The organism is Lysobacter xanthus, from assembly GCF_047159895.1.
Genome location: NZ_BAAGAB020000001.1, coordinates 235,866 through 254,300, shown reverse-complemented (window position 1 = coordinate 254,300; position 18,435 = coordinate 235,866). Strand labels below are relative to the sequence as shown.

15 protein-coding genes are annotated in these 18,435 nt (G+C 66.0%); 9 read left to right on the top strand and 6 right to left on the bottom strand.

What is annotated here, in order from left to right:
* Window positions 1-11 precede the first annotated feature (11 nt).
* The 8 genes from ACY35P_RS01215 (at window position 12) to ACY35P_RS01180 (ending at window position 9,970) form a co-directional block, all read left to right on the top strand.
* Window positions 12-1,598, top strand: coding sequence for an O-antigen ligase family protein (locus ACY35P_RS01215; protein ID WP_462113991.1), 1,587 nt, complete (start codon window positions 12-14; stop codon window positions 1,596-1,598).
* 11 nt (window positions 1,599-1,609) lie between these two features.
* Window positions 1,610-2,359, top strand: coding sequence for a sugar phosphate nucleotidyltransferase (locus ACY35P_RS01210; RefSeq protein WP_462113990.1), 750 nt, complete (start codon window positions 1,610-1,612; stop codon window positions 2,357-2,359).
* A gap of 72 nt (window positions 2,360-2,431) precedes the next feature.
* A complete protein-coding gene (locus tag ACY35P_RS01205; RefSeq protein WP_462113989.1) occupies window positions 2,432-3,424 on the top strand; it encodes a GDP-mannose 4,6-dehydratase in 993 nt (330 codons plus the stop codon).
* A 5-nt stretch (window positions 3,425-3,429) separates the two neighbouring features.
* The gene (locus ACY35P_RS01200) at window positions 3,430-4,452 is read left to right on the top strand and encodes a glycosyltransferase family 2 protein (RefSeq protein ID WP_462113988.1); all 1,023 of its coding nucleotides are present in this window, start codon (window positions 3,430-3,432) and stop codon (window positions 4,450-4,452) included.
* 104 nt (window positions 4,453-4,556) lie between these two features.
* Entirely contained in the window at window positions 4,557-6,626 is a 2,070-nt protein-coding gene (locus ACY35P_RS01195; protein WP_462113987.1) for a hypothetical protein, read from the top strand.
* Entirely contained in the window at window positions 6,619-8,142 is a 1,524-nt protein-coding gene (locus ACY35P_RS01190) for a lipopolysaccharide biosynthesis protein (protein WP_462114014.1), read from the top strand. The genes ACY35P_RS01195 and ACY35P_RS01190 overlap by 8 nt, the downstream gene beginning before the upstream one ends.
* Window positions 8,139-9,293 (top strand): aminotransferase class III-fold pyridoxal phosphate-dependent enzyme, encoded by a 1,155-nt coding sequence (locus ACY35P_RS01185; protein WP_462113986.1) that lies wholly within the window; start codon window positions 8,139-8,141, stop codon window positions 9,291-9,293. Before ACY35P_RS01190 ends, ACY35P_RS01185 begins: the two co-directional genes overlap by 4 nt.
* 2 nt (window positions 9,294-9,295) lie before the next feature.
* The gene (locus ACY35P_RS01180; RefSeq protein WP_462113985.1) at window positions 9,296-9,970 is read left to right on the top strand and encodes a PglD-related sugar-binding protein; all 675 of its coding nucleotides are present in this window, start codon (window positions 9,296-9,298) and stop codon (window positions 9,968-9,970) included.
* Here ACY35P_RS01180 and ACY35P_RS01175 read toward each other — a convergent pair.
* Genes ACY35P_RS01175 through ACY35P_RS01150 form a run of 6 tightly spaced genes read right to left on the bottom strand, consistent with a single transcriptional unit; the run spans window position 9,960 to window position 16,642 of the window.
* Complete coding sequence (locus ACY35P_RS01175; protein WP_462113984.1) at window positions 9,960-11,129, bottom strand: hypothetical protein; 1,170 nt, start codon at window positions 11,127-11,129, stop codon at window positions 9,960-9,962. The genes ACY35P_RS01180 and ACY35P_RS01175 overlap by 11 nt on opposite strands.
* Window positions 11,126-12,145, bottom strand: a complete 1,020-nt coding sequence (locus tag ACY35P_RS01170) for a glycosyltransferase family 4 protein (RefSeq protein ID WP_462113983.1) — start codon at window positions 12,143-12,145, stop codon at window positions 11,126-11,128. Before ACY35P_RS01170 ends, ACY35P_RS01175 begins: the two co-directional genes overlap by 4 nt.
* A 29-nt stretch (window positions 12,146-12,174) precedes the next feature.
* Window positions 12,175-13,161 carry a glycosyltransferase family 2 protein gene (locus ACY35P_RS01165; protein ID WP_462113982.1) on the bottom strand — a complete coding sequence of 329 codons (987 nt, stop codon included), beginning with the start codon at window positions 13,159-13,161 and terminating at the stop codon, window positions 12,175-12,177.
* On the bottom strand, window positions 13,158-14,321 hold the full coding sequence (locus tag ACY35P_RS01160) for a glycosyltransferase family 4 protein (RefSeq protein ID WP_462113981.1): 1,164 nt from the start codon (window positions 14,319-14,321) through the stop codon (window positions 13,158-13,160). Before ACY35P_RS01160 ends, ACY35P_RS01165 begins: the two co-directional genes overlap by 4 nt.
* A 10-nt stretch (window positions 14,322-14,331) precedes the next feature.
* Window positions 14,332-15,432, bottom strand: coding sequence for a glycosyltransferase family 2 protein (locus tag ACY35P_RS01155; RefSeq protein ID WP_462113980.1), 1,101 nt, complete (start codon window positions 15,430-15,432; stop codon window positions 14,332-14,334).
* Between the two features lie 37 nt (window positions 15,433-15,469).
* Window positions 15,470-16,642, bottom strand: coding sequence for a glycosyltransferase family 4 protein (locus ACY35P_RS01150; protein ID WP_462113979.1), 1,173 nt, complete (start codon window positions 16,640-16,642; stop codon window positions 15,470-15,472).
* A 327-nt stretch (window positions 16,643-16,969) separates the two neighbouring features.
* Between ACY35P_RS01150 and ACY35P_RS01145 the strand changes: the two genes are divergently transcribed.
* Window positions 16,970-18,382, top strand: a complete 1,413-nt coding sequence (locus ACY35P_RS01145; RefSeq protein WP_462113978.1) for an undecaprenyl-phosphate glucose phosphotransferase — start codon at window positions 16,970-16,972, stop codon at window positions 18,380-18,382.
* Window positions 18,383-18,435: the final 53 nt, after the last annotated feature.

The following is an 18,435-nucleotide window of genomic DNA, read 5'->3' as shown; positions in this document are numbered from 1 at the left end:
CCGTGCCTGAGATGAACATCGGGAAGCGGCCCGCCGCGACCCAGGCGCTGTTGGTGGTGCTGGGTTCGATCTGGGCCGCGGCGATGGCGATCGTGCTGTTCAGTGGGAGCAGCCTGTATGCGTTGACGATGGTCGCGGCCACCGCGTCGCCGCTCGTGCTCTACACGAGCCGGAACCCGCGCCTGTTCTTCCTCGTCGGCACGGTATTCACGGCAGGCCTGGGCCTTTCCATCAATTTCATGCGCGTGACGCACATCGGGGGCGCACCGTCCTACAGCGTGGACCTGATGGATTTTTTCTTGGCGCCCCTCGTGGTGTTCCTGATCAGGGACTTCGCCAAGGGATACCGTCGCGATTTTCGCTTCTCGTCGATTTCCGTCTGGTGGGCCGGGTTGATCGCACTCGGCGTCGTGTCGGTGATTCTCGGTCCCTATCGCCAGTTCGCCGCCTTCGAAGTCGTGCGAATGCTGAAGTGCTGGCTGCTGTTCCTCGTCATCGTCAACGAGTGCGTGCGCGAGAAGCATTTCCACTACGTCGTGGCCGGCCTGGCGGCCGGGGTGGCGCTCAACGTGCTCGTCGCGCTCACGCAGTTCATGCTGAAGCGCGATCTCGGGCTGCAGGCTCTGGGGGAGCCCTCACCGGAAGCGACCCTGGGCGCCAATTACGGCGTTTACCTGGGCGCCGGAACCTACCGCGTCGGTGCGCTCATGGGGCACCCGAACCTGTTCGCGGCCTATCTTGCATTGGTGCTGCCGATCTTCATCGGCCTGCTCTTCACCGGCTACAAGGGCGCGAACAAGGTTCTTCTCTCGCTCGTTTCGCTCGGCGGCGCGGCGGCGCTGGTCCTGACTCTTTCGCGTTCGGGGTGGGCGGGCTTCGCCCTCGCCATGCTGCTGTTGATCGTCGTCGTGTTCATCCACCCGGCACTGCGCACCCGGTTCGCGGCGCTGAAGCTGGCCATGGTCTCGGGGATCGGCGTGTGCGCGCTGGCGGCGGCCGGCCCGATCATCCGACGCATCACCTCCAGCGATCCCGGTGCACTCGACTTTCGCGCCGAGTGGGTCCATATCGCGTGGACGATGGTCCAGGACAAGCCGATCCTCGGCTTCGGGCTGAATACCTTTTCGTACCATATCGTCGGCTACACGAAGGACAGCGTCAGCACGCTCATCGATCGATTTGGTGACGTTTGGCCGGTGGTACACAATATCTACATGCTGACCTGGGCGGAGCAGGGCAGCGTCGGGCTGCTGCTGTTCCTCGCGCTCCACGTGAACCTGATGTGGATCGCGTTCCAGAACTCGCGGCGAATGCTCAGCGACAAGGTCTTCATGACGAGCATCGGCGCTGCGTGCGGGGTCGCGGCGATCATGCTGGATGGTTTCGCCAGTTTTTTCACGCGTGTCCCGGCGTCCGGCCGAGTGTTTTGGATCGTGGTCGGCCTCATCGTGGCCGCGAAGTACTGGAACGAACGCACCTTCGCGGCATTGGGAAAGTCGGGTGCGCCGCGACCCGCGCCAGCGCCTGCGAAAGCCGCCGACCGAAAGGTCGGCCCATCCGCTAGCGCGGCATTGCCGGGGCCGGTCGGCCCCAACTAAGGGAGGCAGAGATGCAAGTTGTAATTCTTGCCGGTGGCAAGGGAACGCGCGCCTATCCGTTCACCGAGTACCTGCCCAAGCCGATGATGCCGGTGGGTGGCAAGCCGATCCTTGTCCAGATCATGCAGTTGTTCGCGGCGCAGGGGCATCGGGAGTTCGTGATCTCGGTCGGGCATCGCAAGGAAGTGATCCTCGATTACTTCTCGCACAAGTCCTACGACCTCGACATCACGATCGTCGACACGGGCGAGGAGACCGACACCGCGGGGCGCATCCATCGCTGCCGCCACCTGCTCGGCAACCAGTTCATGGCGACCTATGGCGACGGTCTGTCCGACGTACCCATCAACAAACTGATCGATTTCCACAACGGGCACGACGGACTGGTGACCTTGACCAGCGTCCCGCTGCCCTCGCAATACGGCACGGTCGAGTTCGACGAGAACAACCGCGTCACCGGTTTCAGGGAAAAGCCGCGGCTGATGAGCCACTGGATCAATGCGGGCTTCTTCGTAATGGACAGCAAGGTCTTCCAGCACTGGGACGGCAGCAACCTGGAGCGCGAGGTCTTCCCGGTCCTGCAGGACCGCGGGCTGCTGTACACGTACCGGCACGACGGATTCTTCAAGTCGATGGATACCTACAAGGACCAGCAGGAGATGGAGGAGATGCTCGCCCGTGGCGACATCGCCCAGGGTCCTGTCCACGTCCAGACCAGTGATCGATTCAAGTACGTCGAAGCCGGCGCGATCCCCGCATAACGCCGCTGTCCAGAGACGCGCGGCAGGTGTCGCACCACTTTATTGCATCTAATGCAACGGGCGAGAACAGTGATGAACAACAGCAGCTTCTGGCAGAACAGGAATGTCTTCGTAACGGGCTCCAATGGCTTCTTGGGCAGCTGGATGATTTCCGAGCTCAATCGCCGCGGTGCCAATGTCGTCGGCCTCGTCCGTGATGTGTCCGCGACCGGCAAGGGCGGGCTGATCGAAAAGTCGGCGCCCGCGTCCGTGGTCTTCGGCAAGCTCGAGGACTACGAGGTGCTGTTGCGCGCGATCAACGAGTACGAGGTCGATACGGTGCTGCACCTGGGCGCCCAGCCGATCGTCGGCATCGCCAACCGCAACCCGCTGTCGACCTTCGAGGCCAATATCCGGGGCACGTGGAATCTCCTGGAAGCCTGCCGGCAGGTGTCCACCGTCAAGCGCGTGGTCGTTGCCTCCAGCGACAAGGCGTATGGCGAGCAGCCGACCCTGCCGTACGACGAGTCGATGCCGCTGCAGGGCATGCATCCCTACGACGTCTCCAAGAGCTGCACGGACCTGATTTCGCAGACGTACCACAATACGTACGGCACGCCGGTGTGCGTCACCCGTTGCGGCAACTTCTTCGGCGGCGGCGACCTCAACTTCAGCCGCATCGTGCCGAGCCTCATCCGCTCCGCCCTGGACGGGGAACGGCCGGTCATCCGCAGCGACGGTTCGATGATCCGTGACTATGTCTACGTCCGCGACGTCGCGCAGTTCTACCTGCACCTGGCCGAGGCGATGGAGGACGACAGCCTGCACGGGCACGCCTTCAATTACAGCACCGAGAGCCAGCTGAGCGTCCTCGACATCACGCGCATGGTCCTTCGCCTGATGGATCGCGCCGATCTCGAGCCCGTCATCCTCAACGAGGTCCGTGGCGAGATCCCGCACCAGTACCTGAGCGCCACCAAGGCCCGCGAGATGCTGGGCTGGACGCCGCGCTTCTCCATCGAGGACGGCCTGAGGGAAACCATCGACTGGTACCGGGCCTACTTCGCCAACGCCCTGGCGGCCTGACAGCCATGAGCGAGCATGCGTCCGCGGTGCGACCGCGAATCTCGGTCGTGATACCGAGTTACAACCGCATCGACTCGCTCTCCGATACGTTGAACGGGCTGGCGGCCCAGACCCTCCCCGCGACGTGCTTCGACGTGGTGGTGGTCGACAATGCGTCCACCGATGGCACGCTGGAGCGGGTTCAGGCCATGGCACCCGACATGCCCTACACGCTGCGCGTGCATCGCATACCCGGGGAGAACCGCGGGCCGGCGCCTGCGCGGAATTTCGGCGTCGGGCTGGCGCTGGGCGAGATCATCGCGTTCACCGACAGCGATTGCCGCCCGGATCCGCATTGGCTGGAGGCGGGCTTGGCCGCGTTCGACGACCCGGCAGTCGCGTTTGCAACCGGCGTCGTCGACTTCAAGCCCGAGCAGAGGGATCAACTGGGTTTCTTCGCGCGGCACACCGTGGTCTCCAGTTTCGAGCACCCGACGTATCCCACGGCGAACGCGTTCTACCGGAAGAGCGTGTTCGAGCAGTTCGGGGGCTTCGATGAGCTGCTGTCGTTCCCGAGCATCCTCGGGATCGCCATGGAAGCCGCGGATACCGATCTTGCCTGGCGCATCAAGGAAGCCGGTCACCGCAACGCGTTCGTCGCGTCCGCGATCGTGCACCACGAGGTGCAGACGGTTTCGCCCAAGAACTGGTTATTGGAGCCATTGCGGCTGTTCCTCGTTCCGGCATTGGTGAAACTGCATCCGGGGCTGCGCGGGAGCCTGTTGGCCCATGGCCTGTTCTTCTACCGCGGCAGCATCGGGTACTACATCGCCTTGCTCGCCGCCATCGCCATCGCCATCCTGCGGCCGTCCCTGCTGCTCGCGCTGCCCATCCTGCTGCTGGCGCTCGCCGCGGTGAAGGCGCGTTCGCTGCGGCCGGACGTCGTAGTCATCCGTGCGGGGCAGATCGTGTTGAACACAATGCGGATCTATGTGATGTCATTTGCGCTGATCGGCGGAAGCCTGCGTTCACGGGCGCTCGTGCTGTGAAGCGCCGGAGAGCCTGGGGCGTCGCTGCGTGCCTGATCGTGCTGGCTGGACTTGCCTTGGCGGTAGTGGCCAACCACGCAGCGCGCGGGAAGCTGGCCGCTGTCGTGGCGAACGAGGGCTTCGAATCGGTCCGCGGGACGATGCCGGAAGCCTGGGTCCTCGACGACGCGGTGAGCGGCAAGGGCTCGGTGAGCGTGTTCGATGCCTGGCCGGGTGCGAACGGTCGCGTGCTGGTGCTCACGCCGAATGCGAAGAACGGCGGCCAGCAACCGCTGGGTGTCGGGCAGATGCTGGACGCAAGCACGCTGCGCAACCGCACGGTGACCGTCGAAATGGTGGCCGCTGCCACGCAGGGCGCTACCGCGGTCGTGGGCGTGCATGCGATCGGCGACGGTGGGGATGTCGGCTTCCTCCAACTCACCCAGGGCAATTCCAGTGGCGTCCTCAAGCGACAGGTGGCGACTCTCAAGGTCAAGCAGGGCGCGCGGAACCTGATCGTCTATGCGGTGGCTACGGGCACCGACGGCAAGGCGGTGTTCGACTCGGTCCAGGTCAGCGCAGCACCACGCAATGCCGGGGCGTCGGCGCCCGCGCGACCTGCGGCGACGCCCGGCGATGCGACCGCAGATGCGGAAATCTCGATCGACACGCGCCGCAGCCTGCGCCAGGTGCCACCGACCCTCTTCGGCACCAACGCCGAATGGATCTTCGACGGTCAGGGCCTGTGGTCCGCCCGCGACGGCAAGCTCGACGCTGACGCGGTCGCGCTGACCCGACAGTTGTCGCCCACCCTGATCCGTTTTCCCGGGGGCGTGTTCTCCGATACCTACCACTGGCGCAATGGCATCGGGCCCCAGGCCCAGCGCCCCGTGACGGCGCATTACCCCGGCGGGCCCCAATCGCGCCACAGCTTCGGCATCCCCGAACTCGTGGAGTTGTCCAATGCCGTCGGCGCGCAATTGCTGCTGACGGTCAACGCCGGGACGGGCACGCCGACCGAGGCGGCCGACTGGGTGGCCTACATGAAGCGCTCCGGAAGTGCGCCCGTGCGCTACTGGGAAGTGGGCAACGAGCTCTACATGAAGGACGACCTGTCCGGCGCATCCATGACCGCGGACGAATACGCGCGCCGATTCGCGCTCTTCGCGGGTGCGATGCGCAAGGTCGACCCCACGATCAAGATCGGCGCGATCGGCGGCCTCAATTACGGAAGCTACAGCTTCATCGACGATCCGGAATGGACCCGCAGGGTCCTGTCACGGAATGCAGGGCAGATCGATTTCCTGGCCGTCCACAATGCGTATGCGCCCGTCGTCATGGCCCCGACGGCATCGAGCGCTCCGCGTGATGTCTACCTGGCGATGATGGCGGCGCCGGTCCGGATCGAAGCGAATCTCCGTGACGTCTCCGCCTTGCTGGCGGAGAACGAAACCAAGGGCCGGCCCATCGCCATCGCGGTCACCGAGTGGGGGCCGTTCTTCCACGTGCTCCCCTCGAGCCCGTGGGTCGACCACGTCAAGACCATGGGGTCGGCATTGTTCGTCGCCTCGACCATGAATGCGTTTCTGCGCACGCCGCGTGTCGAGATCGCGAATTTCTTCAAGCTGACCGAGACCGGTTTCATGGGGTGGCTGGGCCGACGCGGCGGCAAGCCGATGGCCACCGCGCCGGCGATGGCGTTCGAGCTTTACCGGCACAAGCTGGGCACCAACCTCGTCCACGTGGACAGCAGTATCGGCCCGACCTTCGATGCCGACGCGGCAGGCGTGGTCGCCGCCGCCTCCAACGTACCCATGCTGGATGCGGTCGCGACGTTCGATGACGGCAAGCTCGTCCTGATCGTGGTGAATCGCAGTGATACCCGCGCGGTCCACGCCACCCTGAAGCTGACGGGTGCGGCGCGTTATGGCCCCGGAACTGTGGAAGGCATCCAGGCCGACAGTTTCGATTCGAACACCGGCACCACGCTTCCGAAGATACCGGGCATCGACTGGGCGCCCCAGGCGAGCCTGGGACGGTTCGCACTCGGGGCGAAGAGCGAGATCAGGCAGTTCAAGGCGGCGCTCCCCGCTCCGCGCGCGGGAACCGACGGCACCACCCGTGTCGGATTCGATTTCCAGCCGCTCAGCATCACCAGCATCACGTTCGAGCCCGCCGCGCGTGGCGATGACTAGCGTCGGCAACCCCGGGAGCGACGTCGCCCAGGATCCGGTCGCGGAAGCACGGCCCACGGTCGCTCGCAGCCAGGCCTATCTCCTGCTGGCGCAGGTGGCGCGGGTCGTGCTGTTCCTGCTCGTCACCCGTCAACTCGGCAGGGACATGGAGGCCGCCGACTTCGGATTCTTCGCGCTGGTATCGACGATGTTCGCGCTCGCGCTGCAGGTGATGGACATGGGCTCCACGGCGGTGGCGACCCGACAGATCGGCCAGCAGCCCGCGATCGAGCGCGAGTTGCTGGAGGCCCTGCTGGGCTGGCGCCTGCTGCTCGGCACGGTGATGGCGGTCGGCTGCCTGCTGCTCGCGTTGTTCGGGCCCGTACGGGGTCCGGAAGAACGCGCCGTCTTGGCCGTCGCCGGGATCGGTGTGTTCCTGCTCCACCAGAGCAGCTATTTCGTCGTATTCCAGCTTCGCCAGCAATTCGGTCGGGCCCTGCTGTTGGGCTTGGGCTCACAGATCGGGTTCCTGCTGGCGAGCCTGGTGCTGTTGCGAATGCACGTGGTCGCCGTCGTCGTCGCGTTGCTGGTCGTCGTTCGCGAAACCGTGCAGGTATTGGGCAGTCGGCTGATCGCGATCCGCCTGCTCGGATACCCGCTTCGGCCCCGGCTTCGTTCGCCCGCATTGCGGCCCCTGCTGGCCGTTGCGTGGCCCTTCGGGCTCTGCGCGGTGATCTACAAGCTCGCCTTCCACGGCGGCACGTTTTTCGTCTGGATGCTCGAAACCCCCGACGTGCTGGGCACGCTTGGTGCGACGCTGCGCCTGTTCAGCCCGGTGATCGACGCCGCGTGGCTTTTCGTCACCCCCTTGATCGTGGGGATGAGCGTGGCGGCACGCACCGACACCGACGTATTCCGCAACCAGTTGTCGGCCTACCTGTGCCTGCTGCTGGGCGTGGCCGGGTTGCTCGCGGTCTGTGGCTCCATGCTCGCTCCGACGCTGCTGCGGATGGTCTACGGCGACCGTTATGTGCTCGGCGAACTGTCTTCGGTCGCGACCTTCCAGTGGTGCAGCGCGGCGACCGCGCTGTCGCTGGTCACGCCGGCGGCCGCCATTGCGATGCTCGCGCAACATCGCGAGAAAGAGCTCCTGTGGATCAGCGCAGCCGGCCTGGGCCTGAACATGCTGGTATGCGCGTGGGCCATTCCCCGGCATGGTGCCGCCGGCGCCGCGATGGCGACCTTCGCCACCGAAGCCTTCATCGTGTTCGGTTTGCTCGGGCGACTCTATATTTCCGGTGACTGGCGACCATCGCCGTGGCTCGTCGCCCATTTGCTGCCGGCGGCCCTGGTGGCCTCGGCGCTGCTGGCGCTCGCACCGCATCCCCAGCTGCGCCTGCCCGTTGCAGCGCTGATGGGATTGGTGTCCGTGCTCGCCATGTGGCAGTTGCCGGCGCAGAAGAAAGGCCGACGGGGCATCGACCCGGCGGCGATGACCCTGGTGGAGAATCCGCCGCGAGAAGGGCAGCGACCATGAGCGTACGCCCCACCATTGCCGGCAGTGCGTCCGAAATCGTGCGTGGCGACGGCAGCACCGTCCACACCCGCGACGGCCGCGCGCTGACGGACCTGGCCTGCGGTTTCGGCTCGGTTTTCCTCGGGCATGCCCATCCCGACGTTGTGGCGCCGGTGCAGCACCAGCTCGGGCAGATCTGGAGTGGCGGCAGTTATCCCACCGCGATCCAGGAGGAAGCCAAACACCTGATTGCCGACCTGCTGCCGACGGGCTTCCGACCCTGCGGCCTCTACTCCACCGGAATGGAGTCGGTGGAGTTCGCGCTGCGCATCGCCGCGAGCCATACCGGGCGGAACGACTTCGTGGGTTTCGCGTGCAGCATGCACGGCAAGTCGACGCTCACCGCGGGCCTGTGCTGGGAGAATGCGTCGATCGGGAGCCATCGTGCGCACACATTGCCCTTCGTCGACACCGTCCCGGAGGCCGACATCCTCGATCGCCTGGCGACGCTGCTCGCGACCGGCACGATCGCCGCGGTGCTGGTGGAACCGATCCAGGGATCCAACGGATGCCTGCACGCCAGTCCGTCGTTTTATCAGCAGCTCATCGAACTCTGCCGCCGCTATGGTGCGCTGTCGATCTTCGACGAAATCCTGACCGGCCTGTACCGCACCGGCCCGCGGTTCCGAGCGGAAATGCTGCAGGCTCCGCCCGACCTGCTGGTTTTCGCCAAGTCCATCGGCAACGGGTTCCCCGTATCGAGCGTGGCCGCCCTCGACCACGTTCCGCTGCTGCCGGGGGCTTTGCCGGGCAGCACGTTCGCAAGCAACTCGCTGGCGGCGGCGGCGGTCGTGGCGACCCTTCGGGTCATGGAGCGCCTGCCCATGCAGCAACTCGTCGCCGATGTCGGAGCGACGGTGGAGCAGGCATTGCGTCCCTGTCAGGTGGCCGGCATCCGTGTGCGTGGCGGCGGCGCATTGTGGGCCCTGGAACTTGGCCCCCACGTCGAAATGGGCCCGCTCCTGCAGGAGATCCACCAGTACGTCCTGGTTACGGCGCAACGGCGTTTCATTCGCGTGCTGCCGGCTGCGAACATCGACGCGCGCTTGTTGCGAACGGCGTGCGAATACATCGCCGACGCCTGCATTCGCGCGCATTCGGGAGGGAAGTGAGCATGGCGCGCAAGCTCTATATCTTCGGCGCGCAGAACTTCGCGGAGATGTGCCACTACTTCTTCACGGAGGACAGCGAGTACGAGGTGGCCGGCTTTACGGTCGACGCGGAGTACCTCGTCGAAACCACTTTCTGCGGCCTTCCCGTCATCGCCTACGAAGAACTGCGAAAAACCGTCTCGCCGCAGGATGCGGACATTTTCGTGGCCATCGGCGTCGCCCGGATCAACACCGCGAGGGCCGAGCGCGTGGCGCGCGTGCAGGCCGACGGATACACATTGGCCAGCTTCCTCAGCACGCGTGCGCATGTGCACCGGGACCTGGTGATACGCCCGAACACCATGGTGATGGACCACGTGATGATCCACCCGGGCGTCAGCATCGGCGCCAACACGGTGCTGTGGAGCAATTGCGGTATCGCGCTCAAGGTGCGCATCGGCAACCATGCGTGGATCACCAGCGCGGTGATCGGCGACTCCTCGACGATCGGTGATTTCAGCTTCATCGGGCTCAACGCGACCATCGCGCCGTTCGTCAACATCGGCAGCCACAATCTCATCGGCACGGGTGCGGTCGTCACCCGCGATACGAAGGACTACCAGGTCCTTCGCGGGCCGCGGAGCCGGCCGTCCTCGGTCTCCAGCCTGCGCGCGCGAAACATCTCGCTCATTCGCTAGCGGCGTGCCGTTCGCGCGCGAGCTGTACCAACGGAATGGGCGCCATGCCCGTCGTCAACCGCGCCGTGATGGCGGCGAACTCCCGGCGCACGTCCAGCGCATCGACGGCAAGACTCGCCGGCTGGAGCGGGTCGGACAGCCGCCGCAACGGTGGCCGCCATCCCCCGTAGAAACTCCGAATGCCTTGCTGCGACAAGGCTGGAAGGATCTCGACCATATGGCCTTCGTCGAAGAAGAACACCGGGCGCCCGGCGATCACCCGGTGAATGATCGAGAAGGAAAAATAGTTCCAGAAGAACGCGTATTCCGCGGCCATCAACGTCGCCATGTAGCGCGAATACGATTCTTCGCCGCGCAGGATGACGTCCGCGCCCTCGGCCAGTTTGGGCCGCAGTTGCGCGGCCAGTTCCGGCGTCGCGACCAGGACGGCCTGTCGCCCCGAAGCCGCCACCTCGGACAGGCGTGCCGCTAGGTGTTCGATGAACGCGCTGCCGTGGCGCCGGGTCTGGATGAGGCAATCCACGCGCGAGAGGGTGAATACCCACAGCGGTTTGCCGGGCGCGAGCGCCGCCTGCGACTGCGACGCCCGCGCCAGGTCGGGATTGAAGTAGTTCAACTGCAGGGTCCGACCACCCGCTGCCGGCTCCTCGATGGGTGCCGGATACACGTGGCAGGCGCCTCGAAGGGCGCGGCGCATCAGGTAGATGCGCAGCGACAGTGCCTTCGACATCAAGGCGATGGACGCCCGCCTGAGGCCGCGCCCCATGCCCGGCTGGCTGGCCAGCACCACGGAAAAATCCAGGCTCCAGGGGCTTCGGATCATGCCGATGAAGGGGTCGCTGGTCAGCACCGGCGTTCCGCGCGCTCGCAGGAACCGCAACAGCTGCAGGGCGTGCAACAGCGAGAAGCGGCGACCGATCGCGAGCAGGTAGCCCGAAAAAAGGAGGACGGCATCGGGCTCGGTCTCACGCACCGACGCCTGTATCTCGTTCAGGGATTCGTAGCGCCGGATGTCGAAAGCACCGGCGGCCAGGCCGGGTTCCTGCATGCCGACCGGCAACATCAGCACCGGCGCGGTCGCCAAGGGCGTACGCTCCAGGAAGTTCATGGCGTTGCCCAGCTCGCCATAGTCGCGCGACACGATCACCAGGAGTTTCATGGGCGATCCAGGACGCGTGCGTAGAGGCGTTCCAGGGCGTCCACGTGGGCGTCCCAGGTGAACATCCTCGCCGTGGCCAGGTTCTGCCGTCCCGCCTCCGCGCAACGCACGGGATCCTTCCACAACGCGCCCACTGCGCGGGTCGCCGCGTCGGCGTCGTCCGCGACGATCTTTTCGCCGGCGAAAGGCAACGGCGAGGTCGATACCACGGCGCAGCCCGACGCCATGGCCTCCGCCACAATCAAGCCGAAGGTCTCCGCCTTGGTCGGAAAAAGGAAAATGCGGGCAGCGGACAGCACCTCCGCGAGGTGTTGCCGATCCCTGAAGCGTTCGATCGCGACGTTGGGCGGGCAGCGGGCCGCGACGTCGTCATAGCGCTCGCCCCAGCCGATGATCCGGAACGGGACATCGGGCATGTTCGCCGCCACCTGCAGCACGACGTCGATCCCCTTGCGAACATCGAGCTTCCCGGCAAACAGCACATACGGCTTGTCCGCGGCGGCGTGGTAGTCGGCCAGGCTGATGCCCGGGGCGATCACGGTATCGTCGGGCCGTGCCGACCCGAGGCTGCGCGCCAGGGCCAGCGAGTCGTCGCTCAGGAAAATCCGACCGGCCAGGGGAAGGCGCAGCAGGAACTTTTCCATCGCCCGGAATGCGCGACCGACCACCGGCCCGCGCATTTCCAGCCAGACGTCATCGAACAGGGCGAGCACTTCCAGCACCACGGGCTTGCCGAGCGCGCGCCCGGCCTTCTGTGCCGGCACGACGGAGTGATACGTGAAGCAGTGGATGAGGTCGGCGTCGCAGGCCATGGCCGCCACCTCGCGCCACGCCCCGTTGAACCGGTAGCGCGACACGGGCAGGCGCCGGGTCGCGATCCCCTCGAACGAACCGATCGCCGGATCGCCGGCCGTGAGGACGCGCACGACGTGGCCCCGGGCCTGCAGGTGACGCGCGGTCTCCAGCACCACGTATTCGCCACCGCCGGCGTAGTCGGGCGGGAAGCGCTCATGCACGAGCAGGATGTGCAGGGGCCGGACGTTGCTCACAGCAGTACGCAACGCGCGCGGATGGAGCCGGAGACGAGCGCATACCAGGTACATAAACTGCGTGGCACGCCCACCACGACGCGCGCCAGACGTGGCATGACGCCGCCGACATGACCGCCGCTCAGGAACCGCGCGACGAGGTACGGTGCGATGAACGGCACGGCGAACAGCGAGCGGCCGGCCACGAGCGGCAGCGACAGCAACGCGAGATTGAACAGGAATGTTTCGCGGGTCAGGAAATAACGCAAGAACATATGCCGCCGAAGGCCCGGATGCTTGCGTACCAGCGAAGGCAAGTTGCGGAAATAGAGCGGCTCGGCCAACCACTTCCGGAAGCTGACCCGGAACACTTCGTGGTGGACGAGCGCATCGGCCGCGAATGTGCCCCGGTAGCCGCCCTGCGTGACTTTCCAGCCCAGGTCCGAATCCTCGCCGTAGAACAGGTCGAGGAAGTCCGCCGAGAAGCCGCCGACCGAATCGAACGCCTCGCGGCGGTAGAAGATGTTGCAGGTCTCGAAGAAGACGGTCGGCCCGCGGACGGACACGGTCTTGCACGGGAAGCTCTGCGACTGGTCCGGCATCGGCAATGTCTGGCCCTGCACCAGGCCGACGGGGTCGGAACCCTGTGCGGCTGGCTGCCCGAACGCCGCAAGCCCCGCCTTGAGCCAGTCCGGCGTCGCCATGCAGTCGTCGTCGATGAAGGCGAGGAACTGGCCTCTCGCGACGGAGGCTCCGAATTGCCGGGACCGGGTCGGACCCGGGTAATCCTTCTTGAAGTAGAAGGCGTCGAACGGCTGGTCCGCGCACCACCGCGTCGCCATTTCTTCGGTGCCATCGGGGGTGTGGTTGTGGACGACGATGACTTCGAAGTGCGCGGGGTCCAGCGTCTGGTGGGCGAGCGAGTCGAGCAGGCGCGCGAGCAGGGCCTTGCGGCCGTGCGTGGGGATGATCACGCTGACCAACGGCGGCATCGAGGCGTTCATGACGTGCTGCGCGTCGGTTGCGTGACCAGCGCGAGCAGGCGCTGCTCGTAGCGGGGGCCCAGGCGCGCCCAACTGAACTCTTCGGCGCGCGCCTGGCAGGCCGCGCGAACGGTCGCGCTTTTCCCGCGCGCCAGGACCGAGAGCAGGGCAGCGACCAGCCCATCGACGTTGTGCGATTCCCGATCGAACGGGGCAGGGTCGAAGCACTCGCCCACCAGGTCGCTGTCGATGATGTCCGGGATGCCGCCATGCCGGGCGCCGACGACGGGCGTACCGGCGGACAGCGATTCCACCAGCACGAGGCCGAAGGCTTCCCACACCGATGGCAGCACGGTCACCGACGCGGACTGGAAAAGGGCAGGCAGCTCATCGACTTGGCCCAGCCCATTGAACTTGATCGCGTCGCGCGTGCCTGCGTCGCCCGCCAGCTCGAGCAGCGCCGACTGCCGTGCCTCGCTTGCCCGACCGGCGAAGACCAGCGTCGCATCGGAGTACGTCTGCCGGATCCGTGCGAAAGCACGGCACGCCAGTGCTGCCCCCTTGCGCGCCTCGTCGACGTCGCCGACGAACAGCAGGCAGGGTCCGTGTGGTGCGGGCTCGCTGCGCGCTCCGCAGTCGGTTGCAAACCGGGCGGTTTCCACCGGTGGCGGCAGTACGTCCGCGTCCACGTTCCAGTCCCGCTTGAGGCAGTCACGGGCGAACCGGCTCAAGACCAGCACGGCGTCCGCGTGGCGCAGCACCGTGCGCATGAACCACGCATCCAGCGGAACCGCGCGGAAATAGGCCCGGGTCGGGATCCCCACCGACATGAACACGACTCGATAGCTCTTGTTGAACCGCGCCCGGGCGCGCAACGCCGCGTAAGCATCGAAGTAGTTCAGGCAGAAAACGACGTCCGCATCGCTGCGTGCGAGCGATGCCTGCAAACGGATGGCGAACGCGTGCAACTCGTTGAATTGCCGCGGCACGGGTCGGCCGCGCTGGCGGATGAACCGGTATTCGACGCCATCCCGGTCCTCGACGCCCGCGTGCGGGGCCATGGCGTGCACCGTGACCGCGTGGCCGCGACTGCGGAGGTCGCGGGCGAGGTTGTCCAGCAGCCGCTCGGATCCGCGCCGCACATGCGGCCATGCATACGGATTGGTGATGGCGATACGCACGACGGCCCGCTCAGAGCCGGTCATCGGTGATGGTGGCCGCGGGCTGCGCCGTGTCGGCCTGCAGGTCCGACGTCGCAGGGCGACGCCGCCTGCCTGCGAGGCGGCTCGGCGGCCCCCAGCGCCCGCCGCCGCGCGCCAGCACGGCGGCATCGGGCACGGCCCGGCGCGCCTGCACCTGCCTTCGCAGTGCCAGCGTTTCGCCCAGGTTCGACAGGTTCCATGCCAGGGCGCGCCACTTGGGCGCGCGCGGTGCGCGCAGCACCATGTCGGCCAGGGTGTAGAGCGCATAGCCGCAGAGCATGAGTGGAAGATGCCAGCCGCCCGCATTCTTCAGGATGGTGCGCAGTCGGTTCTTGCAATAGTGGAAAACGATCTGCGGATGCGCGAAGCCCGGATCGGCATCCACATGGTGGCGCGCCTCGAGTTCCGGGAACACCGATACGGGACGACCGGTGAGGCACAAGCGCCACCCGAGGTCGGAATCCTCGTAGCCGTAGAAGAACGTCTCGTCGAAACCGCCGGCCCGGCGAACGGCGTCCGCGTCCGCGAGCATCGCCGAACAGTTGATCCAGATGCGATGGGCCGGTGGCTTGCCGCGGTCGAGGGCAGTGCCCTCGTCGACATCCCAGGCCAGGCCGAGCAGGCCCATGTCCCCGCCGTAGGCGTTGACGCGATCTTCGTCGAAGGCATACAGGATATGACCCCCGACCGCGCCCAGCTCGGGTGCCTGCCGCATGCGGAGCACTGCGTTCGCGATCCAGTCCGGCGGCAACTCGATGTCGCTGTCATGGAACAGCACGTAAGGCGTCGTCGCCGCCGCGAGGCCCGTGTTTCGGGCACTCGCCGGGCCGTTCGGTTCCCTGCGGATGTAGCCGAGCCGGCCCTTCCACTGCGGAATGAGTGCAGTCACCTGCTCCTGCGTACCGTCGGTGGAGCTGTTGTCCACGACCAGCACGCGAACGCCCGGACAGGTCTGCAGCGCAAGCGCCTGCAGGGCGCGCAGCAGGTCGGCGGCGCGGTTGTAGGTCGGGATGATGACCGTGACCTGCCCGGTGCCGGCTGGCTCGACGGCCTGATCGCCTCGTGGGGTGCTCGGGTCGTGCATCGACATTGGGGCCTCGGGTCCGTGCGGTGGCTGCACGCGGGAGTCAGCGCGAATGCGCGACGGGTTCGTTCGCGGATCGAGCCTGCAGAGTGTCGAAGTAGGCATCGATCTTTTCGACGAACGCATCCCACGTAAACAGCCGGCAGCGCTCCGCCCCCGCCAGGCCGAGCTGACGCGCCTGTTCCGGGTGATCGAGCAGCCTTTGCATCGCGTCGGCGAACGCCTCGGGTTCGGGCTCCACCAGGTAGCCGGTGACACCGTCGCGAATGATTTCCGTGGGCCCGCCGCGGTTCACCGCCACCACCGGCTTTCCATACGTGCCCGCCTCGAGCGGCGTCAGTCCCTGGTCTTCATTGAACGCGGTGAAGAGCGTCGCATGACAGCGCCGGTAGTAGTCCTTCATCTGCGCATCGGTGAGGTCGGTTTCGAAGCGGATGGGTGCGCCGCGTGCGAGTTCCCTCAGCTTTTCCAGATACGGCTGGCTCTTGCGATCCACCATCCCGGCTACGACGAGCTCGATGTCGCGGCCCGTTCGCGCGTGCAGGGCCTTGAACGCGGCGATCCCCAGCTCGATGTTCTTGGTCCACATGATCCGCCCCGGCAGGAAGAAGAAGGGCTCGAACACATCGCTGGGTTCGATCCGCTCGCCGGTAATGCCTGCATGGGCGATCTCGATGCCCGCTGCCGGAAACAAGCCACCATCGGTGACGCGTTTCTTGACGGTCTCGGTAATGCAGAACGCATGCGCGTAGCGTCGCCACGCCAGCTTGTCGATCAGCCGGTAGCCGAACTCGAATGCCGACAGCAACGGGCGCAACCATCCGTACCGTGCCAGGTGGCGCTTCTTGTATTCGCTGTCGTACACCGCGCGCAGCGGCGTGAAGCACAGGCACGCCACCGGCTTGTCGCTGTTGCGAAAGTTGATGAAGCTGCCGAGCCCATCGCAGCAGACCAGCACCGCGTCGTGCGCGCTCGAATCGAGCTTGGTGCGACCGATCCGCCACGCCGCTCGCAGAACCGCGCCGTATCGACGCTCGACCGAGACCTTTCCAAGCTCGACCACGCCCATCGACTTGAGTTCGGGATACGTCCCGTCGGGGCTGTAATGGCTGGTGTAGATGACCCAGTCGTGCCGGCTGCGCGACTTGATCTCCATGATCGTCCGCTCGAGGCCGCTCTTGACGTAGATCCAAGGGTGGTAGATCGCTATTTTCATGGCGGACACGGAGAACGTGCGGACGGGTCGAGGCGATGGCAAGGCGACACGACGCCTGTCGCGGTTTTCGCAACAGACGTGGACCTTGTCGACAGCCCCCTGGCGTGACATCAATCGACCGAGAGTCTAACATCGGGTGTATACGTCAACGTGCGCCGGGGAAGGGCGTTCGGTTCGATGAAGACGTAGCGTCGGGGAAAACTTTTTGAATACGGGTCGGCCTGTCCACGTGCAGGTTGGCGGTGCGTCGACGCGGTTCGTGTCCCCACGGCCCTGACCTGCTTTTCAAGGGCCTTCATCGTGATGAAGGATGCAGCGGGGGTTGCAGTGAACAGACCGCCAAGCGGGAACATTCGACCGCCCGACTCCGGGCAGGCCGGCTTCGCGCGTCTCCTCGATGCAGGCGCGATCATCGTCGCCATCCCGTTGTCGTGTGCATTGCTCTCGACGCCGATCGCACCCGAATTGACCGTGTACGGGCTGCTCGCCCTGCTGATTTTTCCGCTCGCGGCCGTGCGCTGGGGCCTCTACCACGACCGCGGGCACATCCCCACGCTGTGGTCGGAAATACGCAGGCTGGTGGGCAGCTGGGGCAGCAGTGTCCTGTTCCTGGTGCTCGCCATCTACCTGATGCAGCGCCTGCAGGTCGTTCCGGTGAAGGTGGTGGCGGTGTGGTGCGGCGTAGCCATCGCCCTCATGGTCGGGATGCGCCTGCTCGTGCGCGCACACTGGCGCCTGACGCCGATCGGCAAGCACGGGATGCGTCGCGTGGCGATCGTCGGGGCCACGCGCATGGGCGCCCAGGTGGCCCGGAACCTCGAGAACGCGCGGTGGATGAGGCTGCAGGTGATCGGCTGTTTCGACGACCGCGCGCCCGACGCCACTCGCGTGGACCTCGAACAGGGTTTCGAACTCAGCGGGAAGATCGACGACCTGGTGGAGCTCGCACGTGCAGGCGGCGTCGATGTCATCTACATCGCGCTGCCGATGGCGGCTGAGCAGCGCATCAAGCGCTTCATGTGCCTGCTGAGCGACACCACCGTGTCGATCTATTTCGCCCTCGACTTCAGCAGGTTCGATCTCCTGCACGCGCGCTGGGATCGCCTCGGCAACATACCGCTGGTCAATGTGGTCGACGCCCCGGGTACCGGCGTCAGTGGCGCCTTGAAGCGCTGTTCGGACGTGGTCGCATCGCTGGTGCTGCTGCTCTTGGCCGGCCTCCCGATGCTGCTGATCGCGATCGGCGTGCGGCTGTCATCGCCGGGCCCGATCCTGTTCCGCCAGCAGCGCTACGGATTGAACGGACGGATCTTCCACATCTGGAAGTTCCGGACCATGACCGTCATGGAAGACGGCGCCGCCTTCCGGCAGGCCACGCGCAACGATGCGCGCGTCACCCGTTTCGGTGCCTTCCTGCGCGCCAGTTCGCTCGACGAACTGCCGCAGCTGTTCAACGTGCTGCGGGGCGACATGGCACTGGTCGGTCCCCGGCCGCACCCGGTCGCCATGAACGAAGAGCAACGGAAGCTGATCGAACGCTACATGCTCCGCCACAAGGTGAGGCCGGGCATCACCGGCTGGGCGCAGGTGAACGGCTTCCGCGGCGAAACGGATACGCCCGAAAAAATCAACGGCCGAATCCGGCTGGACCTGGAGTACATCGACAACTGGTCGCTCGGGCTCGACCTGCGCATCCTGCTGCAGACCGTGCGCGTGCTGGTCCACCACAACGCCTACTGAAAGCGCGCAGCGGCAGGCAGGTCGTTTCGCCGCTGTACTTCGAATGCCCGCAC